Origin of the sequence: Bradyrhizobium lupini (assembly GCF_040939785.1) — a bacterium.
GTDB classification, from domain to species: domain Bacteria; phylum Pseudomonadota; class Alphaproteobacteria; order Rhizobiales; family Xanthobacteraceae; genus Bradyrhizobium; species Bradyrhizobium canariense_D.
Genome location: NZ_CP162553.1, coordinates 4,280,202 through 4,303,549 on the forward strand (window position 1 = coordinate 4,280,202; position 23,348 = coordinate 4,303,549).

Annotated in this window: 15 protein-coding genes and 2 pseudogenes; 13 read left to right on the forward strand and 4 right to left on the reverse strand. The window is 64.3% G+C overall.

Going from position 1 to position 23,348, the window contains the following annotated elements:
- Nucleotides 1-26 precede the first annotated feature (26 nt).
- Together AB3L03_RS20200 and AB3L03_RS20205 are read left to right on the forward strand one after the other, a co-directional pair.
- Nucleotides 27-1,133 (forward strand): glycoside hydrolase family 5 protein, encoded by a 1,107-nt coding sequence (locus AB3L03_RS20200; protein ID WP_368506944.1) that lies wholly within the window; start codon nucleotides 27-29, stop codon nucleotides 1,131-1,133.
- Nucleotides 1,134-1,211: 78 nt separating this feature from the next.
- Nucleotides 1,212-2,792 (forward strand): hypothetical protein, encoded by a 1,581-nt coding sequence (locus AB3L03_RS20205; protein ID WP_018453044.1) that lies wholly within the window; start codon nucleotides 1,212-1,214, stop codon nucleotides 2,790-2,792.
- A gap of 44 nt (nucleotides 2,793-2,836) precedes the next feature.
- Here the strand turns inward: AB3L03_RS20205 and AB3L03_RS20210 are convergent, their stop codons facing one another.
- Nucleotides 2,837-3,859 carry an LLM class flavin-dependent oxidoreductase gene (locus tag AB3L03_RS20210; RefSeq protein WP_368506945.1) on the reverse strand — a complete coding sequence of 341 codons (1,023 nt, stop codon included), beginning with the start codon at nucleotides 3,857-3,859 and terminating at the stop codon, nucleotides 2,837-2,839.
- Between the two features lie 273 nt (nucleotides 3,860-4,132).
- Between AB3L03_RS20210 and AB3L03_RS20215 the strand changes: the two genes are divergently transcribed.
- From AB3L03_RS20215 to AB3L03_RS20240, 6 genes are all read left to right on the forward strand, one after another.
- Nucleotides 4,133-4,639, forward strand: a complete 507-nt coding sequence (locus AB3L03_RS20215; protein ID WP_368506946.1) for a DUF2867 domain-containing protein — start codon at nucleotides 4,133-4,135, stop codon at nucleotides 4,637-4,639.
- Nucleotides 4,640-4,912: 273 nt separating this feature from the next.
- Nucleotides 4,913-5,995: a calcium:proton antiporter gene (locus tag AB3L03_RS20220; RefSeq protein WP_018453047.1), complete on the forward strand. Its 1,083-nt coding sequence runs from the start codon at nucleotides 4,913-4,915 to the stop codon at nucleotides 5,993-5,995.
- A 91-nt stretch (nucleotides 5,996-6,086) separates the two neighbouring features.
- Nucleotides 6,087-7,172, forward strand: coding sequence for an efflux RND transporter periplasmic adaptor subunit (locus AB3L03_RS20225; protein ID WP_204512565.1), 1,086 nt, complete (start codon nucleotides 6,087-6,089; stop codon nucleotides 7,170-7,172).
- 50 nt (nucleotides 7,173-7,222) lie between these two features.
- Nucleotides 7,223-10,207, forward strand: a complete 2,985-nt coding sequence (locus AB3L03_RS20230; RefSeq protein WP_245288364.1) for an efflux RND transporter permease subunit — start codon at nucleotides 7,223-7,225, stop codon at nucleotides 10,205-10,207.
- Between the two features lie 215 nt (nucleotides 10,208-10,422).
- Nucleotides 10,423-11,331 carry an alpha/beta hydrolase gene (locus AB3L03_RS20235; RefSeq protein WP_368506947.1) on the forward strand — a complete coding sequence of 303 codons (909 nt, stop codon included), beginning with the start codon at nucleotides 10,423-10,425 and terminating at the stop codon, nucleotides 11,329-11,331.
- A 76-nt stretch (nucleotides 11,332-11,407) separates the two neighbouring features.
- Nucleotides 11,408-11,953: a hypothetical protein gene (locus AB3L03_RS20240; RefSeq protein ID WP_018453052.1), complete on the forward strand. Its 546-nt coding sequence runs from the start codon at nucleotides 11,408-11,410 to the stop codon at nucleotides 11,951-11,953.
- A 659-nt stretch (nucleotides 11,954-12,612) separates the two neighbouring features.
- Here the strand turns inward: AB3L03_RS20240 and AB3L03_RS20245 are convergent.
- Nucleotides 12,613-14,634 (reverse strand): YgiQ family radical SAM protein, encoded by a 2,022-nt coding sequence (locus tag AB3L03_RS20245; protein WP_204512562.1) that lies wholly within the window; start codon nucleotides 14,632-14,634, stop codon nucleotides 12,613-12,615.
- 266 nt (nucleotides 14,635-14,900) lie between these two features.
- Here AB3L03_RS20245 and AB3L03_RS20250 point away from each other — a divergent pair, with 266 nt between their 5' ends.
- Nucleotides 14,901-15,065: a hypothetical protein gene (locus AB3L03_RS20250; RefSeq protein ID WP_162847272.1), complete on the forward strand. Its 165-nt coding sequence runs from the start codon at nucleotides 14,901-14,903 to the stop codon at nucleotides 15,063-15,065.
- Nucleotides 15,066-15,071: 6 nt separating this feature from the next.
- Here AB3L03_RS20250 and AB3L03_RS20255 read toward each other — a convergent pair whose 3' ends face one another.
- Nucleotides 15,072-15,737 (reverse strand): GntR family transcriptional regulator, encoded by a 666-nt coding sequence (locus tag AB3L03_RS20255; RefSeq protein ID WP_204512561.1) that lies wholly within the window; start codon nucleotides 15,735-15,737, stop codon nucleotides 15,072-15,074.
- An 8-nt stretch (nucleotides 15,738-15,745) separates the two neighbouring features.
- Complete coding sequence (locus AB3L03_RS20260; protein WP_204512560.1) at nucleotides 15,746-17,158, reverse strand: FAD-binding oxidoreductase; 1,413 nt, start codon at nucleotides 17,156-17,158, stop codon at nucleotides 15,746-15,748.
- Between the two features lie 177 nt (nucleotides 17,159-17,335).
- Here AB3L03_RS20260 and AB3L03_RS20265 point away from each other — a divergent pair.
- The 4 genes and pseudogenes from AB3L03_RS20265 to AB3L03_RS20280 all read left to right on the forward strand — a co-directional run bounded on the left by AB3L03_RS20265 (nucleotide 17,336) and on the right by AB3L03_RS20280 (nucleotide 23,319).
- Nucleotides 17,336-18,221: pseudogene (locus AB3L03_RS20265) on the forward strand (dihydrodipicolinate synthase family protein).
- Between the two features lie 206 nt (nucleotides 18,222-18,427).
- A pseudogene (locus AB3L03_RS20270) lies at nucleotides 18,428-20,752 on the forward strand (TonB-dependent siderophore receptor).
- 62 nt (nucleotides 20,753-20,814) lie between these two features.
- Entirely contained in the window at nucleotides 20,815-22,008 is a 1,194-nt protein-coding gene (locus AB3L03_RS20275; protein ID WP_368506948.1) for a PepSY-associated TM helix domain-containing protein, read from the forward strand.
- A gap of 78 nt (nucleotides 22,009-22,086) precedes the next feature.
- Nucleotides 22,087-23,319 (forward strand): rhodanese-like domain-containing protein, encoded by a 1,233-nt coding sequence (locus AB3L03_RS20280; RefSeq protein ID WP_204512558.1) that lies wholly within the window; start codon nucleotides 22,087-22,089, stop codon nucleotides 23,317-23,319.
- Nucleotides 23,320-23,348: the final 29 nt, after the last annotated feature.

Sequence of the window (23,348 nt, forward strand, 5' to 3'; positions counted from 1 at the left end):
CCACGATCTTGCTATCCACGATCTTGATGCCAACGTCGCTCGCCTCCGCGACATCGGCCGAAACTTGCGTACCTGCCTCGCAGACCGTCGCGCCGGACAGGCTCGCCGCACTGTCGCGCGGGTTCAATGCCGACGGCTGGATCAATGGCGAAAAATCCGCGCCTCCAACTCGCGAATTGCTGCAGCAGCTTCGCAAGGCGGGGATGAGTCATGTCCGCTTGCCGGTGCCGGCCGAGCGCGTGATGCTGCGCTTCGCTTCGAAAGCGGAACGCGATGAGACGCTGCGTTCGCTCGACAAGGCATTGAAGCAGCTCATCTCGCTCGGCTATTCGATCTCCGTCGATCTTCATCCCGGCGATCGTTTCAATCGCCTGCACAAGGATGACGCCGACGCCTCGCTGCGCGAGCTGGAGGATGCGTGGGGCACGCTCGCCCGGGTCATTCAATCTTTCCCGGCCGACCGCGTGTTCGCCGAGCTGCTCAATGAGCCCGACATCGAAGCCGACAGATGGCAAAAGCAGGTCGAAACGCTCGCCGCCTTCGTTCGCCAATTGCTTCCCGCGACCACGCTGATCGTCGGCCCGGTCGACTGGCAACGCGCGGACTCGCTGCCGCGGTTTCGCCCGTTGCCGGATCCAAACGTCGTCTACGCCATCCATTTCTACGATCCCATGGTGTTCACACACCAGGGCCACTGGGACGTGCAGGATCCGCTGCACGACATCACGGATCTGCCTTATCCGATCAGCGCCGGCGATCCCGGGGTTCAGGCGCTCCGCCGGGATTTGCAGGACAGAGGCGCGACGAAGGCGCTCGTCATGCTCGACACGGCGATTGCCGCCGCCAGGGACAAGCCGGATGTCAGCCGGTGGCTCGCGCCCGCGGTCGCGTGGCAGCAGCAATTTTCGCGGCCGATCATCATCAACGAATTTGGCGTTTTGAAAGCCGCAGCGCCCCGGGACAGCCGCGTACGCTGGCTCGCGGCCGTGACCGCATATGCGCGGGCGCATTGCTGGGGCTGGGCGCATTGGGAGCTGGCGCAGGGATTCGGCCTGCTCGAAAACGGGACCGGCAAGCCCGATCCCGACGTCATGCGCGCGCTGTTCGGCGCCGCGAAGCCGGGCCGCCGCTGAAGCCGGTCCGTCATCGTTAACGAATCCTTACGCATCCTGCCGCTATCGTGGCCGCCGCGCTGCGCCAAAGGACGAGTCATGAGTGGCGGGACCTCACCGCATCTTCAAGCCGTGCAGGCGGGCTGTCCCGAGCCTTCGCGTTCGCCTTCACGTTCGCCTTGGCGCGAGCTGATCCCGACGCTCTGCATCGCCATCGCAACCATCGGCTTTGTGCCGGTCCTGCACGGGGCGAGCCCGGTCCTGTCCCTGACCGTCGAAGTTCTCGTCGCCATCGCCATCGTGGTTGCGGCTCCAACCTACGCGCCGGCGATCGCGATCTTCGTCCTGTTCTTCCAGAACCTGTTCGTCTCGATCCTGTCGCCGCTGATTTCGGCGCCGTCCGACCTGGACTTCATCAAAGGCTATAATTTTCTCGTCTGCTCCGTGATGTGGCTGACGACATTTGGGCTCTACGTCGCCGGCCAAAGGAACCGGTCGACTGAGGTCAATCAGATCATGCGCTGGGGCGTCGTGACCCTCGCCGTGGTGTCGTTGTATTTCGCGATCGGCTTCGTCCAGGACGGCCAGGCGGCAACGGTCTATCTGCGCAACATCGTGCTGCCGCTGTTCCTGTTTCAGCTCTCGCTGCTGACAGCCGCGACCTATGAGGTTCGCGCCACGCCGTTCCTGGTGACGCTTGGAGTCATTCTGATCCTGTGCGGATACGTCGAGTTTGCGTTTCGGGATTTCTGGCTGGCCGTCACCAACGGCTACACGTTCTGGGGTTTCGACGAGCTCAAGGCGGCCCGCTCCGGCGCTTGGGAAGCCGAGATGCGCGCCACCGGCAACGTGCCGGTCGATCTGAAGGATCGCTTCAGCTTCGACTTTCTCAATACGCCCCTGCTCGAAGGGTTCGGCGTGTCGAAGATCCTCCGCATCCACGGGCCGAATATGCACCCGATCAGCTTCGCGTACGGGATCGCGTTTTTCGGGCTTTTCCTGTTTTCGGTAGGGCGTCCGGTTCTGGCCCTCGTGGCGTTGCCGCTGCTGATCGTTTGCAGCGTGAAGGGAGCGCTCATCGTGGTGGTGTTCGTCGCCACGGCCTGGATATCGACCCGTCTGCTCGGCGCCGTGGTGACGCTATGGCTCGGCTTCGTGGCCTTGATCGTGTTTGCAATTGTCGCGATCCGCGTCGGCTTGCAGATCGGCGACTATCACGTCCTCGGCCTCATGGGCGGCTTGAACGGATTTCTCGAAAAGCCGTTTGGCCGCGGCCTGGGCGTCGGCGGAAATCTGTCGGACGATTATTTCTCGATCGACTGGAGCGCCGCGCAGGCCGCCGGAACGACCAACGGCGCCGTCGAGAGTGCGATCGGGGTCCTGCTGTACCAGATGGGCATCGCCGCCCTCGTTCCGCTGGCGTTTCATTTCGCGGTGGCGCTGAAGGCCTGGCGTCTTTATGCGTTCTCCGGATATCTGACGCAGGGGCTCGCCGGCTTCGGCGTCATGGTCGTGCTGCTGAATGGATTGTTTCAGGAAGAGGCCTTGTTCGCGCCGCTGGCGCTGGGGCTCATGCTCTCGCTCACCGGACTGGTCATCGGCAGCCAGATCAGGGCGCAGACGGTCTCCGTTCCGGATGCCGATCCGGAGCGGCTGGCACACTACCAGCCCGCGACGTAGCCTTTAAAAGACATCGCCTCGAAAATTGTGCGGCAGTCCAGGCGTCACCGCCACCCCAGCGCAGGCGCCACATGCGTGAGGATCGCCTCGATGGCGTGCGCGCAATAGTCGACGCCGAGCTGGTTCGGAATCGTCAACAGCAACGTGTCCGCCTCGGCGATCGCCTCGTCCGCTCGGAGCTGCTCGATCAGCACATCAGGTTCCGCCGCATAGGAGCGGCCGAAGATCGCGCGGGTGCGCGGGTCGATGAAGCCGACCTGGTCCTCGCTGCCGCGCTCGCCGCCGAAATAGGCGCGGTCGCGATCGTCGAGCAGCGCGAAGATGCTGCGGCTGACGGAGACGCGCGGCTCGCGGGCGTGGCCGGCCTCTTTCCAGGCTGCGCGATAGGTGCGGATCTGCGCAGCCTGCTGCACATGGAAGGCTTCGCCGGTCTCGTCGTTCTTCAGGGTCGAGCTCTGCAGATTCATGCCGTGCCTGGCGGCCCAGACCGCCGTCGCGTTCGAGCCGGCACCCCACCAGATCCGTTCGCGCAGGCCTTCCGCATGCGGCTCGAGCCGCAACAGCCCCGGTGGATTTGGGAACATCGGCTGCGGGTTGGGCTTTGCAAAACCTTCGCCGCGCAAGATGTCGAGAAAGACCTCGGCATGACGCCGGCCCATGTCGGCGTCGCTCTCGCCGTCGGCCGGCTGGTAGCCGAAATAGCGCCAGCCGTCGATCACCTGCTCGGGCGAGCCGCGGCTGATGCCGAGCTGGAGGCGCCCGCCGGCGATGAGATCGGCAGAGCCTGCGTCCTCTGCCATGTACAGCGGGTTCTCGTAGCGCATGTCGATCACGGCCGTACCGATCTCGATTGTGCTGGTCCTGGCACCGACCGCCGCCAGCAGCGGGAAGGGGGAGGCAAGCTGCCGCGCGAAATGATGCACGCGGAAATAGGCGCCATCGGCGCCGAGCTCTTCCGCCGCAACCGCAAGCTCGATGGATTGCAGCAGCGTGTCCGCAGCCGAGCGGGTCTGCGATTGCGGCGAGGGCGTCCAGTGCCCGAAGGAGAGGAATCCGATCTTTTTCATGGAGGCAACATATGGAGGACGGGAGGAGTTTGCGACACTTCGGCCGGAGGAAAGATGACGACCTGGGAAGCGCGTATGGGTAAGTGCCGCTCCTCGAGGGGGAAGCGGACCGAAGCAGACATCGCTGCCAGCTGGCCTTTTGGCCTAACTGAGACATGTGCGCCGCAGGATTGTTGCGTTGCAGAGCGCGTGGATATAAAAGGACGGCGGCGGCAAGATCCTCTGCAACGCCGGCTGCGCTACGCCCCTCCCCGGCATGCGGTACCTGATCCCATGACAAGAGCGCGCGCCGTGCCGATGCCCAGCAACAGCGTGCTTGCGCCGCTTTACGCGGGCGCGGACCTTTTGGACGCCTTTGCAATTCAACTGCCGGCGGGCGCCAGCGATGATGTAGAGGTGCTGGCACGCGCCGCGCTCGAGCGACAGGCGTGGTGGATTCGTGCGCTCACGCGTGTCCGCGATGTGGTGATGGCGGCAGTCGCGGTCAAATCGTCGCGCGCCGTCGGTCTTGCCGCGGCGGCGCGTGGGCCGGTTATCGGCTTCTTCCCGGTGCTGTCAAAGAGTGCGACGGAGTTGGTCGTGGGTGCGGATGACCGGCTCGACTTCCGCGTCACCATTCAACTTCGCGCCGATGCAGCAAATGGGCGCGAGCTGGTCGCGGGTACCGTGGTGCATTGCCATAACCGACTGGGGCGCATCTATCTTACGACGATAGCACCGTTTCATCGCGTGATCGTTCCGGCCAGTTTGGAACAGGCGGCAAGAGCAATGAAGAATTGAGCAGGCTTGGTGGTCGTGACCGGCTGCGGTCGACCAACGAGTCGGCTTCTGGCCCCTCAGCTGACTTGCCGCGCAATCTGTCGAGGACCGCTTGTGACCCGAAGCGGACCTAAGCCGCGAGGAAAACCCCTGGCTGTTTCCGGATGTCTTTCAATCATTGGAGGTTCCCGCGTATGATGGGAGGTCACAAGAGGCCGGCCCATCACAGTACTTGGCGCCGGCCGTCGGGATGAGAATCGCGCCTGAGACGCGATCAAGAACCGGGGGATCGACATGGGTGTGGTGGGTACGACAGCGCGCTGGACGTGGATTTGGCCGGCTCTCGCCTGGGCCATCTTGTTGCTCAGCCTGGTTCTCGGCGGCGGCGGAATTGTATACGCAGCCGCCGGCGCGGCCCTGTTCGGCACGGTCTTCGCCGCCGTATACCACGCCGAGGTGGTCGCTCACCGCGTCGGCGAGCCGTTCGGCACCCTGATCCTCGCGTTAGCGGTGACCGTGATCGAGACGGCGCTCATCGTCTCGGTGATGATCGCAGCGCCTGCCGAGAAAGCCGGACTGGCCCGGGACACGGTCTTCGCGGCGGTCATGATCGTCTGCAACGGCATCGTGGGGGCCTGCCTGCTGTGGGGCGGCGTCCGGCACCGTGAACAGGGTTTCCAGGCGCAAGGCGCCGGCGCCGCTCTCGCCGTGCTCGTCGCTCTCACCAGCCTCACGATGGTGCTTCCGAACCTTGCGGCGCAAGAACTCGGCCCGCTGTACAACACCTCGCAGCTGGTGTTCGCCGCGCTTGCGTCCTTGGTTCTGTACCTGGCGTTCGTTTTCGTTCAGACGATCAGGCACCGTGACTATTTCCTGGCCGCGAAGGGTGCCACGGCGGACGAGCATTCGCCTCCTCCGGACAACAGAACGACCGGTCTGAGTGCCGCTCTCCTCGTCGTCTCCCTTGTGGCCGTCGTGGGCCTTGCAAAGGTCCTGACCCCCAGCGTGGAGAGCGCCATCGATTATCTTCAGGTGCCCAAGGCAGTCGTCGGCACGATCATCGCCGCGCTCGTTCTTCTTCCCGAGGCGGTGGCGGCCGTGAAGGCGGCCCAAAGCGACCGGCTGCAGACCAGTCTCAACCTGGCCCTGGGCTCGGCGCTTGCGACCATCGGGCTGACGATCCCCGCGGTCGCCGCGGTCTCGATCGCGATGGGTTATCGGCTCGAACTCGGGTTGGACATAAAGGATTTGGGCCTGCTGATGCTCACGCTGCTGTTGAGCGTAATCACGCTCGGGACCGGGCGCACCACGGTGCTGCAGGGCGTCGTCCACCTGGTCATCTTCGCCGCGTTTCTGTTTTTCGCGGTGGTGCCGTGATTTGCCGGAACTACGCGGCCGCTCCGAACGGTCGAATTCGGCAGGACTCGAGGAATGCCCGATGATCCGACATCTCGCGCGATTCACCGCTTTGGGCCTCCTTGTCGTCGGCCTGCAGGGCTGTGGAGAGAAGAAGAAGGAAGCGAACGAACAGCCTGTCCGCGGTCTGCGCGCCTACAAGGTCGCTGCGACAGCCGAAAGCCGTGTTCGGCGCTTTCCGAGCGTGCTGCAGCCGGCCGACGTCAGCAGCCTCTCGTTCGAGATCGGCGGGCAGTTGAAGACCGTTGGCCTCACCGTCGGCCAGAAGGTGCAACTCGGGGACGTCCTCGCCGAAATCGACCCGAGATCGCTGCAGAGCCAGGTGGACCAGGCCAGCGCCGGTGTGCAGCAGGCGCAGGCGCAGCTCGACAACGCTCAGTCGGACTTCCAGCGCAAGGAAGAGCTCCTGAAGCGGGGCGTCTCCACCCAAGCGGCTTTCGAACAGTCGAACGCCACCCTGCTCAGCTCCAGGGCCCAAGTTGACCAGGCACGGCGCCAACTCGAATTGGCCAACCAAAACCTGGACCGGAGCAAGCTGCTGGCCCCCTTCGCCGGGACCATCTCCCGGGTCGAAGTCAAATCGTTTGCGCAAGTCGCTGCGGGGCAGCCGGTGGCCACGCTCTACAGCGACGACAGCTTCGAGATGTCCTTTCTGGTCCCGGCCGCGACTTTCCAGAGTCTAAAGGTTGGAGCCAAGATTGCGGTCAAGGTCGCCGACAAGCCTGACCTGCCGCTCAAGGGCGAGATCAAGGAGCTCGGGTCGAAGGCGGAGCAAGTGTCGGCCTTCCCGGTTGTCGTCCGGCTCGAGAACACCGCCCCGGGTCTGAACGCCGGCATGTCGGTCGAGGTCACGATCGAAGAGCCCTTGGTCGTGGGTCGCAGCGGCTTCCTCGTCCCGCTCAGCGTGCTTGTGCCCGACGGCGGAAGGGTGCTGCAGAATACCGGGACCGTGTTTGGTTACGACGAGGCAAGTTCGACTGTGAAGAAACGCACCATCACCGTCGGCGGGATCCGGGACAATCGCCTGGTCGTCGTGGAGGGCGTCAAGCCAGGCGATATCCTGGCCTCGGCCGGGGTGTCGTACCTCGCCGACGGACAGAAGGTGAAGCTGCTTCCCTTGGAGGACGCCGCGCCGTGAATCTCCTCACCCGATTCGGACTTGCACGGTCTCGATTCACGATCATGGCCATGATCGGGCTTCTGATCGCCGGGATCGGGCTCTATCCGAACTTCCCGAAGCGCGAAGACCCCGTGATCGTCATCCGGACTGCGGTCGTGTCGGCCCTCTTCCCGGGCATGGCCCCCGAGCGGATGGAAAATCTAGTCGCGATTCCCATCGAACGAAAAGTACGCGAGCTCGCCGAGGTCAAGGACATCAGGACGCTTGCGGGCGAAGGATCCCTGACGATCTATGTCGACTTGAAGGACGAGGTCGCGAACGTCACTGCCACCTGGCAGCGGCTTCGCGACAAGATGGCCGATGCTAAGGTCGAACTGCCCGACGGCGTCGTTGGACCCTTTGTCAACAGCGACTTCGGCGACGTTGCGATCGCCACCATCGCCATCACGGGCGAAGGCTTTTCGCCGCGCGAGCTGAAGGATGCGGCCGAGGATTTCCGGAAGAAGCTGTATCAGATCGCCGGCATCTCCAAGGTCGAGCTTCACGGCGTACAGGACGAACGGGTCTGGCTCGAACTCGATACCCGGAAGTTGGCCGCGATCGGCGTTCAGGTGAACGCTTTGATCAAGGACCTACAGGGGCAGAACGTGGTGCTGCCGTCCGGCAACATCAACGCGGACGGCACGCGCCTCCTGCTGGAGACCTCCGGAGATTTCCCGAACGTGCGGGCGATCGAGACCATGCTGACCCGTGTGGGCAGCACCGACAGCCTGGTCCGGCTCGCTGACATCGTCACTGTCCGCCGGGATTACGTCTCTCCAAAGGTTAAGCCGATCTATTTCAACGGCCGTCCTGCTGTAGTCCTCAGCGTGATCATGCAGCCGGACCAGGATGTCACCCAGATCGGTGTCAAGCTCCGTACGGCGGCACGCGAATTTGAGCAGCGGCTCCCGATCGGCTTCGCCCTCTCCTTCCCCACCTACCAGGCCGATCAGGTCAGCGCCTCCGTCAATTCGGCCCTCTCCAGCGTGGCCCAGACCTTCGTCGTGGTGGCCGTGCTGGTGGTGGTCTTCTTGGGCCTGCGGGCGGGCACCATCGCCGCGATGATCGTGCCGTTCGCCGTGATGTTCTCGTTGATCGGGATGCGGGCTCTTGGGATCGCGCTTGAGCAGGTCTCGATCGCGGCGATCATCATCGCGCTCGGTCTGCTGGTCGACAATGGCGTCGTGATCGTCGAGGACATCGTGAGCCGGATCGGCCGCGGAGTGCCTCCCGAGGAGGCCGGATTGGCGTCCGGAGCACAGTATGCGCTGCCGCTCCTGATCTCTTCGATCACTACGATAGCGGCGTTCTTGCCGCTCATGCTGCTGTCCGGAGCGTCCGGCGAGTATGCGTTCTCGCTCGCGGCCGTGGTGGCGCTCACGCTTGGGGGATCCTGGATCACGGCGCTGTACATCCTTCCCGCTTTGACCGTGTGGCTCATCGGCCGGCGAGCCGGCTCCGGAACGGAGGATGCCGCGCCCTCACGGCTGCAGCGGCTCTATGCCACCGCGCTCGGCCGGGCCTTGCGCTTCTCGCCCATCGTCCTCGCCGGTTGCGTCGCGCTGGTCGTGATCGCGCTTACACAATTCCCACGCATTCCAAAGGAGATGTTTCCGCTCAGCGAACGGAGCCAGTTTCTGGTCTACATGAACATGCCTGACGGGACCGACATCTCGCAGACCGAAGCTCGCGCGCGCGAGATCGAGCGATGGCTGGGCGACAAAACGGCCAACCCTGAAATCTCCAGCCAGATCCTGTACGTCGGAGATGGCGGCCCGAGGTTCTACCTCACCTTGACCCCCGTCCCTCCGGACCCGGCGTCCGCTTTCTTCCTGGTCAATACCACGGACTATCAAGGCGCGGTGCGTGCGGCCGATCGCGCCTGGAAGTATCTCTACGCCAACCATCCGGAGGCAAGCTTCAAAATCAAGCGGCTGGCCATGGGCGCGGTGGAATCCGGCGTCGTGGAGCTCGAGATCTCGGGGTCCGATGGGGACCGGCTGCTTGGCTTCAGCGAACGGGTCCGATCCCTGCTGCAGGCGGCTCCGGACGTGCGCGAGAACGACGACGATTGGGGCAACAAGATCGTCAAGGTGGTCGTCGAGATCGACCAGGACCGTGCCCGCCAGCTCGGGGTGACCTCGGAGGAAGTGACCCGACTGCTGAACACCTACTTCAGCGGCACCGCGGTCTCGATATACCGCGAAGGCGACAACGCCATCCCCATCGTACTGCGCGCCGGCGCCTACACCTCGCAGAGCCTGGAAGGCCTCACCAGCGCCACCTTCGCGAAGAACGGCGGGCTTATCTCGCTGGCGCAGGTCGCCAGGCTGAAGCCCGGGTTCGACTTCGCGCGGATCCGCCGCAAGAACCAGGAACGGACGATCACGGTCACGGCCCGCAGCACCTCCCTGACGGCCGGGCAGCTACTGGAATCGATCCAGCCCCGGCTCGACGAGATGGACATGACCGGCGGCTATCACGTGACCGTGGGGGGCGAGATCCAGAAAAGCGCCGAGACGAACCAGAAGCTGGCCGCCGGCTTTCCCGTCGCGCTCGCCGTGATGGTGCTGGCGATCATCCTGCAATTCAACTCCTTCCGTCGTACGCTCCTGACCTTCGTCAGCATACCGCTGATCCTGATTGGCATTCCGTTCGGGCTGTTGGCGACGGGACAACCGCTCTCGTTCTTCGGCACGCTGGGCATCATCAGCCTGTCGGGGATCATCATCAACAACGCCATCGTGCTGATCGATCAGATCGACATCGAGCGCGAGACGCTCCCGCTGCGGAAAGCCCTCGTCGCTGCGTCGGAAAAACGGCTTCGTCCGATCCTCCTGACGTCCGCCACCACGGTGCTCGGGCTCGCACCGATGGCACTGGCCGGCGGCGCGTTGTGGCAGCCCATGGCGGTGCTCATGATGTCGGGACTAGCCGTCGCATCCGTCCTGACACTCTTCTTCGTGCCGGCAGGATACTTTCTGCTGTTCCGCTCGGCTAAAGGAGCCTGACTCCCTTGTGGCGCGCGCCCCTCAGCCATGGCGAAACCGGGAAGATCTGCCGGTCAACCCTCGGCCTCATCGTCTTGGCGCTGTGCTGCTGCGCCTGCAGCCGCGTGCCTCTGGACACGCTGCTACCCGTCGGACAGGTCGAAGCGGAAGGCGTGTCGGTCGTCCCGCTGCTGGTGGCAACGACGCGCAACCGAACGGCTGCCGGAAATGCAGCGATGTTCGACAGCGAACGGGCGGACCAGGTGAACTACGCCTCCATCGCCGTTTCCATCCCGCCGGACGCATCGCGCACTGTCGGTCAGGTTCAGTGGCCGACTTCCTCGCCCGGGGATCCACGACTAAACTTCGTGACGGTCTCGGCCGAAGCGGCCGAAAAACCGGCATTTGGCGCTGCGCTGGCGGCGGCCGCAAAGAAGCCGCGAGCACGTGGAAGAGTCCTTGTATTCGTCCATGGCTTCAACAACAGGTTCGATGAAGCCGTGTACCGGTTCGCCCAGATCGTTCATGATTCCGGAGCGCCGGGGGCTCCCGTCCTGTTCTCCTGGCCGTCGCGGGGGTCCGTCAGCCTGGAAGCCTACAAGGAGGATGCGGAGAGCGCGGCGCAGTCTCGAGATGCATTTTCGCAAGTGCTCGATGCGATCGCCGCTACTCCGAACGTCAAGGAAGTGACCGTCCTGTGTCACTCGATGGGGTGCTATCTCACGTTCGAAACCTTGCGCGCGCGAGCGATAGCTGGCCGCATTGGGGCCAAGATCAAGAACGTGCTGTTCGTTGCGCCCGACGTAGACGCCGACAGTTTCCGTACGCAATTGCACGACATGGGAGCGGTACGGCCAGGCTTCGCATTGTTCGTGTCGCGGGACGATGCCCCATTGAAGCTATCGAAGTCTCTCCATGGAGGCGCAATCCGCCTCGGCGGCATCGATCCGGACCAAGAGCCGTATGCCGCTGAATTTCGGCGGGAGGGCGTCGAGCTATTCGATTTGACCCGCCTGCATGGACGCGCTCATTCGCGAGCGTTCGACGACGTGACGACCGTCATGAGTATGATCCAGGCACGCCTTGTCGGCGAGCAGCAGGGTACGGGCGGCGTCTCGAGGCGCCAGGGAGCCGCGCTGCGATGATACGGTGGAGTGGACTCGCATTGCTCATTCGGAAGGCATCGGCCGAAATCGAAACCCAATCAGTTGGAAGGCGCCCTTGATCAAGCGCGGAGAAACACCATCCGATTCCATAGCTGAGGAAATCCCTGAGCCCCTGGCAGAGCCGATTTCCCATTCTTCCGCGGGGCGCGGTGTGCTCACCTACCTGCTCTTGATGGCGGTCCAATTGTTCGGATCGGATTTCATCGTATGGAAGGGCCTGCCGGCCTTCCGGGAGCTGGTGCTCGCGCCTGGTCAGCAGCCGGCCAATACGCCCTATGACGACAATCTGACCCTTGCTGTTCTCATGCTTATGCAGGCGGCTTACTGGTACCGCCTCTTGAAGGTGGCGATCCCGTTCAAAGGCGGACGGCTGTCCCTGAGCCACCTCTTCCTGTTCCTAGGCCGGCTGAACTTCATCTTCGGCAGCGCTGTGTTCTCGATCGTGCTGTTTCGCCACCTTCCCGAACTCGGCCCCGATACCGACGTGGTCTTGATGGCCCGACGTGGGGTGTTGATGGTGATTACGCTGTTCGCGCTGTTCTGCTTCACGTTAGAACTCGAGCGTCTGGGGGATGCACTTGGCGAGAACAAACGAGAGTAGCGCATGCGGCTCGACCGCGCTCTCCACCGAGGTCTGCCGGAGACTATCACCGCTACTACCAGGCCGCCGCGATTACTGTCCAATTTCCTCCTGTGCTTCGGAGGGACCAGGGATCCCGAGCGGAGCGACGCGAAGTCACCGTACTCTGCGATCGCCCCCCTTTAAGAGAGCACTGTCATGACCGCTGTTGGCCCCTAGCTGACTCACAAGGCGGGACTGGCTATGTCCGGTTTCGCGGACAGAGCGGACACCGGCTACCCCGCGAGCTATCGGGTTTACGACTACGCTCCCCAGCGCATCCGGGCGCGCATCGACGCCTGCTGTGTTGAATGGATTCAAGTCGGAGGACGTTGCTTCGAGCCTCCGCGCGGGACGCGGTGTGAAGCTCGAGGATATCGATACGGAGTAGCGGTTGGGGCTCGCCCTGCCACGCGTGCCGCGACAATGGCATCTTGCGCCTGTTTTGCCCGACGAGTCAATATTTCGTCAAAACATAATTTCGGTTTTTCCGTTATCTCACCCCGCGGATTCAACGGATTCGGCAATCGCCTAAGTCATTGATCCCGCTCATGCCGGCTACTGTGCATGGGGTTGTTTTCGAGGTTTTTGTTTTGAGGGCGACAATGCGAAGCTGAACCGGACCTGATCCGGCTCGCCCGCTACTTCATCACCCGCAAATTCTTGGTCGTGAACCGCTGCGTCTTGCCGTCTGGACGAACCGGCCGCCGCGTGCCGGCGGCCTTGCCGGTGCCGGGCGGCTGGTGCGCGGGGACCAGCTGGTCGGGGCGCGAACCGATCAGATCGGCGCGGCCCATCTCTTTCAGGGCTTCACGCAGCACCGGCCAATTGTCGGGGTCATGGTAGCGCAGGAACGCCTTGTGCAAGCGACGCTGGCGCAGGCCCTTGATCGCCTCGACCTTGTCGCTGCCACCGCGCCGCACGCCGCGCAGTGGGTTGACGCCGGTGTGGTACATCGCCGTCGCGGTCGCCATCGGCGAGGGCAGGAAGGTCTGCACCTGATCCGCGCGGTAGCGGTTCTTCTTCAGCCATAGCGCCAGGTTCATCATGTCCTCGTCGGTCGTGCCCGGATGTGCCGCGATGAAATACGGGATCAAATAGTATTTCTTGCCGGCCTGTTCGGCCGCGGCATCGAACATCCGCTTGAACTGGTTGTAGGCGCCGATGCCGGGCTTCATCATCTTGTCGAGCGGCCCGCGCTCGGTATGTTCGGGCGCGATCTTGAGATAACCGCCGACGTGATGGGTGACGAGCTCCTTGATGTATTCGGGGCTCTCGACCGCGAGGTCGTAGCGCACGCCGGAGGCGACCATCACCTTCTTGATGCCCTTGGTCTCGCGCACCTTGCGATAGAGCCGGATCAGATCGTCATGCGAGGTGTTGAGATTCGGGCAGATCTCGGGGAAGACGCAGGACGGCCGCCGGCACGCGGCCTCGACCTTCGGGTCCTTGCACGCCATCCGGTACATGTTGGCGGTGGGACCGCCGATGTCCGAGATCACGCCGGTGAAGCCCGGCGTCTTGTCGCGGATCTTCTCGATCTCGCGCAGGATCGAGCCCTCGGACCGGTTCTGGATGATGCGGCCCTCGTGCTCGGTGATCGAGCAGAAGGTGCAGCCGCCAAAACAGCCGCGCATGATCGTCACCGAAAACTTGATCATGTCCCACGCCGGGATCTTCGCGTCACCGTAGGACGGATGCGGGGCGCGCGCGTAAGGAAGATCGTAGACGGCGTCCATCTCCTCGCTGGTCAGCGGAATCGGCGGCGGGTTGAGCCAGAGATCGCGATCGCCGTGGCGCTGCACCAGCGGCCGCGCATTGCCGGGATTGCTCTCCCGGTGCAGCACGCGTGACGCGCGCGCATAGGCTTCCTTGTCCTGCTCGACCTGCTCCAAAGCGGGCAGCCGGATCACGGTCAAGCCTTTCGTGCGCGAAGCGCCCTCATCGGCGGAGTCGAGATCGTCGGCGTGCAGCTCGGTGTAATCGTCGGGCACGCGGCGGAACAGCGCGACGCCCCTGATGTCGCCGAGCTCGCGCGGCGCCTCGCCGGCGGCCAGACGGTTCGCCACTTCGACGACGGCGCGCTCGGCATTGCCGTAGAGCAGCAGATCCGCCTTGGCGTCGGCCAGCACCGAGCGGCGCACCTTGTCGGACCAGTAATCGTAATGCGCGATCCGGCGCAGCGAGGCCTCGATGCCGCCGAGTACGACCGGCACACCCTTGAACGCCTCGCGGCATCGCTGCGCGTAGACCACGGTGCAGCGGTCCGGCCGCTTACCGCCTTCGCCGCCCGCGGTATAGGCATCGTCGCTGCGTATGCGGCGGTCCGCGGTGTAGCGGTTCACCATGGAGTCCATGTTGCCCCCGGTGACGCCGAAGAAGACTTTTGGCTTGCCCAGTGCCTTGAACGGCTCGGCCGAATGCCAGTCCGGCTGCGAGATGATGCCGACCCGAAAGCCCTGCGCCTCCAGCAGGCGGCCGATGATGGCCATGCCGAAGCTGGGATGGTCGACATAGGCATCGCCCGTCACCAGCACGATGTCGCAAGCGTCCCAGCCGAGCGCATCCATCTCGGCGCGACTCATCGGCAGGAACGGCGCCGGCTTGTGCGGGCGTGCCTGCGCCATCAGGGGTTTTTCGGCGGCGACGATCTGGATGTCCATGGCGCCTACGCATAGGACTCCGGGACGGTGAATACAACCGACAGGCACGTGAAAGATCCGGTTCCGTGGCCGGCAGCCCAGGCGTGCGACCGCGTTAACCGTTCGCGAGCGCCGCCATCAGCTGTCTGCACCTTCTCGGGTCACGCGCAGGAACCAACTGCCCTCGCGAACATTCTGATGCAGGGTTGCGCTGGGCCCGGCTGGCGCGCGCTCGCGCCAGGGGTTTAGTATCGCCTCGATGTTCGCCTCTGGCGAATGGGGGAGCCGTGAGTACAGTCATAGAGAACTTGCTGCTCCGAAAGCAGAAGCTCGTTGAGCAGCTCGAGAAGGCGCCCACGGCCGAGGACCGCGACAAAATCGAACACCAGCTCGAACAGATCAACACCGCGCTGGATTTTCTGGACAGGCCCGGCACGAAAAATGCGCGGTAGCAGCGCTCAATCGACCTGCAGCGCTTTGGCATAGACCGCGCCCGAATTGGTGACGTGAGTGGTCATCAGCGTCGCGAAGGCGGCGAACTCGCCGCGGGCGAACAGATCGAGCAGCTTGCGATGCTCGTCGAAGGACGTGCGGGTGCGCACGTCGATCGGCGAAGTCAAATTGGTGCGGAGTGCCGCGACGCGGCTAGATGCGAGCTGATAGGATTCGGCGAGATAGCGGTTGCCGCAATGGGCGAACAGCGCCTCATGGAAAGCGGCATCGGCGCGTCCATAGGCGATGTTGTCCCTGGCCGCGATCGCCGGCTCCATCGCCGCGATCGCCTCGCTCATCGTCGCGATCGCACCGCCGCGATCATGGCGGAAGGCGAGCTCAGCGGCCTTGGGCTCCAGCGCGATCCTGAACGTGCAGAGCGCGGTGATGTCTTCCGCGCTTGGCGTAAAGACAAAACTGCCGACCTGCGGCCGGATCACGACGAGGCCCTGCGCCTGCAGCTGACCCATCGCCTCGCGCACCGGGGTGCGGCTGACGCCGAAGGAGTTTGCCACCATCTCCTCGGAGATGGCGGCGCCGAGCGCGAACTCGCCGTCGATGATGGCCTGGCGCAGCCGCTGCACGACCCGTTGCGACAGCGATTTCGGTGCATCGAGCTTCAGCGATCGCATCGGCTCTCTCAGATCACCTTGCCGGGGTTGAGCAGATGATCGGGATCGAGTGCGGCCTTCAGCGTTCGCATCAGCGCGATCTCGGCCTCGCTGCGGGCATGACCCAGCCACTTCTTCTTCAACGTGCCGATTCCGTGCTCGGCCGAGACGCTGCCGCCCATCTCGCGCACGAGACCGTAAATGATCGCGTCCATCTCTTCCTTCGGCTGCTGCTCGACGGCAAGGCCGGTGACCCAGGAGACGAGATGCAGATTGCCGTCGCCGATATGGCCGTAATAGACGCTCTCGCATCCGTCGATGCCATCAGCCAGCGCCGCCTTGCAGCGCGTGACGAACTCGTCCATCCGCGCCACGGCGAGGCCGATGTCGTAGGAGATGTGCGGCCCCAGCACCTGGCCGAACTCGGCACAGATGTCGCGCACGCGCCAGAAGCTTTGCGTCTGCGCCAGCGATTGCGCCACGGCGGCGTCGGCGAGAAGCCCGCGCTCCATCAGCTCTTCGAGCCAGCTTTGGAAGCGCGGCGCGTCGAGGCTCTCGTCGGTGCCCTGCGCTTCTACCAGCACGTAGAGGCCGTGGCCTGCGGCGACCGGCGGCTTGACGCCGGCGCGATTCGTGATCACGTCCCAGTAATCCGGCCACATCACCTCGAACGCCGACAGCAGCGGGCCGAGCCCGCTTCGCGCGGCGCCGAGCAGCGCAATCACCGCGGCATAGTCCTCGAGCGCGCAGAGCGCGGCCATGGTCGAGCGCGGCTTTGGAAACAGCCGCAGCACCACGCGGGTGATGATGCCGAGCGTGCCTTCCGAGCCGATGAACAGATGCTTCAGATCGTAGCCGGCATTGTTCTTCATCAGCTTGTTGAGGCTAGTGATGACGGTGCCGTCGGGCAGCACGACTTCGAGCCCGAGCACCAGTTCGCGCGTCATGCCATAGCGGATCACGCGATTGCCGCCGGCATTGGTCGAGAGGTTGCCGCCGATGGCGCAGGAGCCGCGCGAGCCGAGATCGAGCGGAAAGAAGAAGCCGGCTTCGTCGGCTGCCATCTGGATCGTCTGCAGCGGCGTGCCTGCTTTCACCGTCATCGTCATCGAGGCGTGATCGATCTCCTCGATCCCGCTCATGCGCTCGAGCGAGATCGCGACCCAGCCTGCTTCAGGCGATGCGCCGCGGCACAGCCCGGTCAATCCGCCCTGCGGCACGAACGGCAGATGCGCCTGCCGGCAGGTCAGAATCGCGTCGGCCACGCCTTGCGCATCGACCGGGCGGATCACCGCGAGCGGCGTTTGCGGCAGGCTCGCGCTCCAGTCGTTGCAATTGCGCGCGGGCACGTCGGTGCCGACAAGCACGGCAGCCGCGCCGAGCCTGTCGCGCAAGGCGCCGAGCAACTGGGTGGGCCGCTCGACCGGGGTCACCATGTCCATGCGAGACCTCCTCGAATCTGGCTGCGTGTTATGCGCGCCATGACGGCGGAAAGGATTTGCGCCTTTGTTGTATGTAAGGTACAAGCCGCAAAGTAAAGCAAAAACAAGGCTTGCCAAGCTCTGGGTTTGATCGTCCGAGATCAGACGTGGTGCGAAGCCACAGCAACGGATGGTGCGATGACGGAGGCAATTCGCGGGTTCTGGGTGGCTTCGGCGACGCCGCTGGCGACGGACGGCAGCGTGGACTCCGCCAAGCTCGCCGCCCACGCCAAGCAACTCTTCGGTAAGGGCATCGACGGTGTCGTGCTGTTCGGCACCACCGGCGAGGGCACCTCGTTCAATGTCGCCGAACGCGTCGCGACCATCGAAGCCGTGCTCAAGGCCGGCGTTGCGCCGGACCGAATTGGAATCGGCGGCGGCTTCCCCGCGATCGGCGACAGCATCGCATTGACGCGTGCCGTGCTCGGTCTCGGCCTGCGCCACGTGCTGTATCTGCCGCCTTACTTTGACCGAAGCGTCAGCGCTGAAGGCATCGAGGATGCCTTTGCGGCGATCCTCGACGGCGTCGCCGACGATCGCCTGCGTGCCTATCTCTACCATATCCCGCAGATCTCGGGTGTCGCGATCCCGACCGGCGTCGCCGCGAATTTGCGCAAGCGCTACGGCAAGGTCGTTGCGGGCCTGAAAGACTCCAGCGGCGACTTCAAGCAATTCCAGGCCTTCCCGCGCCGCCGCCCCCGAGCTCGCCATCACCGTCGGCAACGAGGTTGACATCACCCGCGCGATCGCCGCCGGCGGTGCCGGCACCATCTGCGGCATGGCCAACATCGCGCCGGAGCTGGTCAAGGCAATGATCGACGGCAAGGATGTCGAAGCACGGATGCAGGCTGCCGTGGACATCGTGGTGAAATCACCATCCTTCCTCACGACGCTGAAAGCCATCCTCGCGGCACAGACGGGCGACGCGAGCTGGCTACGCGTGCGGCCGCCGCTCCGGGCCTTGTCCGACGGCACCGCGCTCAAGCGCAAGCTCGACGAGCTGATGGCTCCCGCGATCGCGTGAGATCGCGCGAAGCCGCGACACGTTGCCGCGAATTCGCGCGCTGCGTGTCGCGGTCGCTGCGCAATCCATCGAGGATTGCCGAACAGCGCGATCAAAGCCTAGAACCATTCAACACTAGAGCGATTCAAGGCCGCTTGCGGTTCTCTTCACGAACAACGGCTGTTAGACGCGCCAGCTTCTGCGTCTGACTTGGAAGTGAATCGAAAGTGCGTGCTCATCTGGATGGCCAGCGCGTCAGCGGCGGTCGAACTCCTGCCGGCACGAGCTGCGCAGTCCTCCTCATTGGAGCAGCCGTTCTGCTCGGCGCACCTTCCTTCAGCGCGACGGCCGCCCAAGCGCAATCGGCTCTGCCGCCGGTGACGGTCGAGGCGCCGGCACCGCGGCCGAAAGCGGCGCGTGCATCGGACCAGTCCCCACGCCGCGCTCAGACCGCCGCGCGCCAGCGCAATCGCAATCCCGCACCCGCAGCGCCGACGCTCTCGGAGCGCGCGGCCGCGGAAGCCGCCGCGCAACAGGCCGCCAAGCTCGGCTACCGCGCGATGCCGAGCGCGACCACGCTGCGCAGCGGCGCTTCGCCGCTCGATACGTCGCAGGCTGTCAACGTGGTGCCCGAGCAGGTGCTGAAGGACCAGCTCCCGCGAAACATCGACGACGCGCTGATCAACGTCAGCGGCATCACCCAGACCAACACGCTCGCCGGCAGCCAGGACGCGGTCATCCGCCGCGGCTTCGGCGACAACCGCGACGGCTCGATCATGCGCAACGGCATGCCGCTGGTGCAGGGGCGCAGCTTCAATCCCGCAGTCGAAAGCGTCGAGGTGCTGAAGGGGCCGGCCTCGCTGCTCTACGGCATCATGGATCCCGGCGGCATCGTCAACACGATCAGCAAGCGGCCGGAGCTGTACCAGCACGGCTCGGTTACGCTGCTTGGTTCGGCCTTCAGTGCTTCCAAGACCGGCGCCGACGGCTTGCTCGACATCACCGGTCCGATCGGTGATCAAGGCCTGGCCTATCGCTTCATCGGCTACGGCGTCAGCGAGGATTACTGGCGGAATTTCGGCCGCCATCGCGAGATGCTGGTTGCGCCGTCACTGGCCTGGTACGGCCAGGACACCACGGTGCAGCTCAACTACGAGCATCGCGAGTTCATCTATCCGTTCGATCGCGGCACGGCGTTCAATCCGGTGACGAAGGCGCCGCTGGCGGTGCCCAAGACGCGCCGGCTCGACGAGCCCTTCAATAACACGTGGGGCACGTCGGACCTGATCCAGGCGTCTGTCGAGCACCGTTTCAATCAGGATTGGAAGCTCTCCGCCGGCTACAGCTACAACACCGAGACCTTCAGCGCCAACCAGCTTCGTATCACCGGCATCAACTTCACGACAGGCGCCGAGACCCGCAGCAACGACGGCACGCAGGGTTCGCTCAGCAACGCAAGCTACGGAACGTCCTACGTTTCTGGCGGCTTCTGGCTCGGCGAGATGCGCAATGACGTGGTGTTCGGTGGCGACGGCCAGTATCGCACCATCTACCGGGACAATCTGATCCGGCAGACAACGCCCGCCTTCAATGTCTACAATCCCGTTTACGGCCTGATCGGGCCGGGAACGACGGGGTCCAATCCAGACAGTGCGCAGACCGACAAGCTTGGCTAGTGGTCGATATTCGTCCAGGACACGTTGCATCTGACAGAGCGGTTCGCCTTGGTCGGCGGCGTGCGCTACATGGACTACGACCAGATCGCCGGGCGCGGGAAGCCGTTTGTCACCAACACCAATGTGTCCCAGGACAAGATGCTTCCGCTCGGCGGCGCCATTTTCAAGCTCACCGACCAGATATCGCTCTATGCGAGCTATACTGAATCGTTGAAGCCGAATTCGACCATTGCGCCGATCGGCGTCACGATCGGCTCCAACGTCGCGCCGGAAGAAGGCGTGTCATACGAGACCGGCGTCAAGTTCGATTTGAACAAGCGCATCTCCGGAACGCTGGCGCTCTACGATCTCGACAAGAAGAACGTGCAGACGACCAAGACGAACAGCGCAGGCGTCGTGGAACTCCACACCGTGGGCCGTGCTCATTCGCGCGGCGTCGAGCTGGATGTCACCGGCAGGCTCACCGACAGCTGGGCCTTGATCGGCAGTTACGGCTACACCGATGCCCGCGTGACGGCATCCGAGGATGTCACGCTGCTCGGCAGGAAGCTGCAGAACGTCGCGCTGAACACGGCCTCGCTCTATCTGGTCTATGACTTCGGCACAGCCCTGCCGGGTCAGCTCCGCCTCGGCGGCGGCGCGCGTTATGTCGGTGATCGTCCCGGCGATTCGATCAACTCCTTCTTCCTGCCCCCTTATGTGGTCGCCGATATTTTCGCGACCTATGAGATGAAATACCAGAACACGCCGGTGATCTACCAGCTCAACGTCAAGAACCTGTTCGACACTGTCTACTATCCCTCCGCCGTCAATAATCTGAACGTCGCCCTCGGCGACGCGCGGCGGGTCTCGCTGTCGGCGACGGTGAAGTTTTAGCGATGGGCATGTCGCGCAGGGACGCCCTTCGGATGTCGCGCCGAGCAGGAGGGCTCGCGCCGATGCGTGAGTCCTGGCGCGCGATCAAGGCCGCTCTGCTTCATGTCCATTCCATCGCGGGCCTCGTGCTGGCGCTGCTGCTCGCCGTGATCGCACTGACCGGTGCGATCATGAGTTTTGAGGACGAGATCGTCGATCATCTCAACGCCGGCATCATGCAGGTCGCGCCGCGCCAGGCACCGGCGCTGATGCCGGACGAACTGGTTGCGCGCCTGACTGCGGCGCAGGACGTCGGCAAAATCTCCGCCGTGACGCTGGCGAGTGATCCGTCCGCCGCGGTGCATGTGCGCTTCGCCCGCGACGAACGAGGCGCGCGGCCGTCCTCGCTCTATGTCGATCCCTATGACGCGCGCGTGTTGGGCACACCGGACGGCGAAGAGTTTTTCGCGACCGTGCGCAAGCTTCATCGCTGGCTGTTGATTCCCGGCGACGCCAAGGGCTGGGGGCGCCAGATCACGGGCGTGGCCGCGCTCGGCCTGATCGTGATGCTGATCTCGGGCCTCGTGCTGCGCTGGCCGCGTCGTGCAGGCAGCGTGAAGATGTGGCTGAAGCCGAATCTCGGGCTCAGTGGCCGCGGTCTGCATCGGTCGCTGCATGCGGTGATCGGCACCTGGGTCCTGCCGGTCTATCTGGTGATGACGTTCACCGGGCTCTGGTACTCGTTCGACTGGTACAAGGATGGCGTCGTCTGGTTGCTGTCGCGCCCGCAGATCGCCGCGGCGAAGATGCAGCCCAAGATGCTCACAAAGGCGTCGCGTGCTGCCGGTGTCAGCGAGACGGCACAGCCGATCGGCTTTGATCGCGCGTGGGCCGCCTTCCTGCACGAAGAGGGCGGCCGTTTCTCCAAGGCGTTGCTGACGCTGCCCGCCGGTCCGGGCACGGTGATACGGATCCGCTCCTGGGGGAAAGACTCGACCCTCGACACCACCCGTGACGAATTCCGCGTCGATGCCATCACAGGCCAATTCGTGTCTGCGGAGCGTTATTCCGATAAGACCCTCGGCGAGAAGACCATCGCGAACGTGCTCGATATCCACCGCGGCGCATTTCTGGGCTGGCCCGGCAAGCTCGCGTTCATGCTCGCGGCTGTGCTGATGCCGCTGTTCGCGGTCACCGGCGTTTTGCTTTATTTGTCGCGTCGAAAGCTGAGGCGGCTGGCGCAGCCACGGCTCGGGCGGCTTGTTCCCGGCGAATGAACGGGCTGCCGCAAAGGCTAGCCAACACTTCTGCAATCGTTCAAAAGCCCATGGCCAATCCTCGTCAGGGTTTACGCCATGAAGATCACCACCGTCACTCCCGCCGACATCCGCCGTGCACTGCTGCTCCGCGAGGAGATCGCGTTGCTTGATCTCAGGCACGAGGCTGGTTTCGCGACGGGACATCCGCTGTTCGCCGCCAACATGGCTGCCGATCGGATTGCGATCGAAGCGGACGTCAGGCTGCCGCGCAAGAATGTGCCGATCGTGCTCTATGATGACGGCGAAGGGCTCGTCACCGCGGGTGCCGAGCGGCTGGCCGCGCTCGGCTATACCAACGTCCGCGCGCTCGATGGCGGACTGAAGGCCTGGCGCGACGCGGGCTATCAAATGTTCGAGGACGTCAACTCCTACTCCAAAGCCTTTGGCGAGCTGGTCGAGTCGCGTAGGCACACGCCCTCGTTCAGTGCCGACGAGGTGGCAAAACTCATCGCGGACAAGGCCAACATTGCCATCCTCGACGTCCGCCGCTTCGACGAATATGCTACCATGAACATTCCGGGCTCGGTCAGCGTGCCCGGCGCGGAGCTGGTGCTGCGAGCAGGACAGGCGGCACCCGATGCCGACACCACCATCATCGTCAATTGCGCCGGCCGCACCCGCTCGATCATCGGCACCCAATCGCTGCTCAATGCCGGCGTGCCGAACAAGGTCCGGGCGCTGCGCAACGGCACTATCGGCTGGACGCTGGCGCGGCATACGCTCGACCACGGTGCTAACAGGCGTGGCGCGATCGGGCCGTTCGAGGGCGGTCCGGCCAATGCGCGCGATGTCGCCTATCGCGCCGGCGTGCGCCACATCGGTGCGAGCGAGATGGCTGCGCTTGTCGCGCAGACCGATCGCACGCTCTATCGCTTCGACGTGCGTGACGCCGAGGAATATGCAGCCGGCCATCTCCCGGGCTTTCGCCACTATCCCGGCGGCCAACTCGTGCAGGAGACGGACATGGCGGCGCCGGTGCGCGGCGCGCGTATCGTGCTGACCGACGATAAGGGCGTCCGCGCCGACATGACGGCATCCTGGCTCGCGCAGATGGGTTGGGAGGTCTATGTGCGGGAGGGCGGCTATGACGGCGCGCTCGAAATCGGGCCGCCGCACGTCCTCCCCAAGCCGGACCCCGCTCACCGCTACCGCCGCCCCTATGAAGGCACCGGCGTCGACGAGCGCGCGATGCAGGCCTATCTCGACTGGGAATACGGCCTGGTCGAACAGTTGCGTCTGGACGGAACGCACGGGTTTTACGTGATCTGACGACCGCCCCGCCATCTTCTCCCCGTATC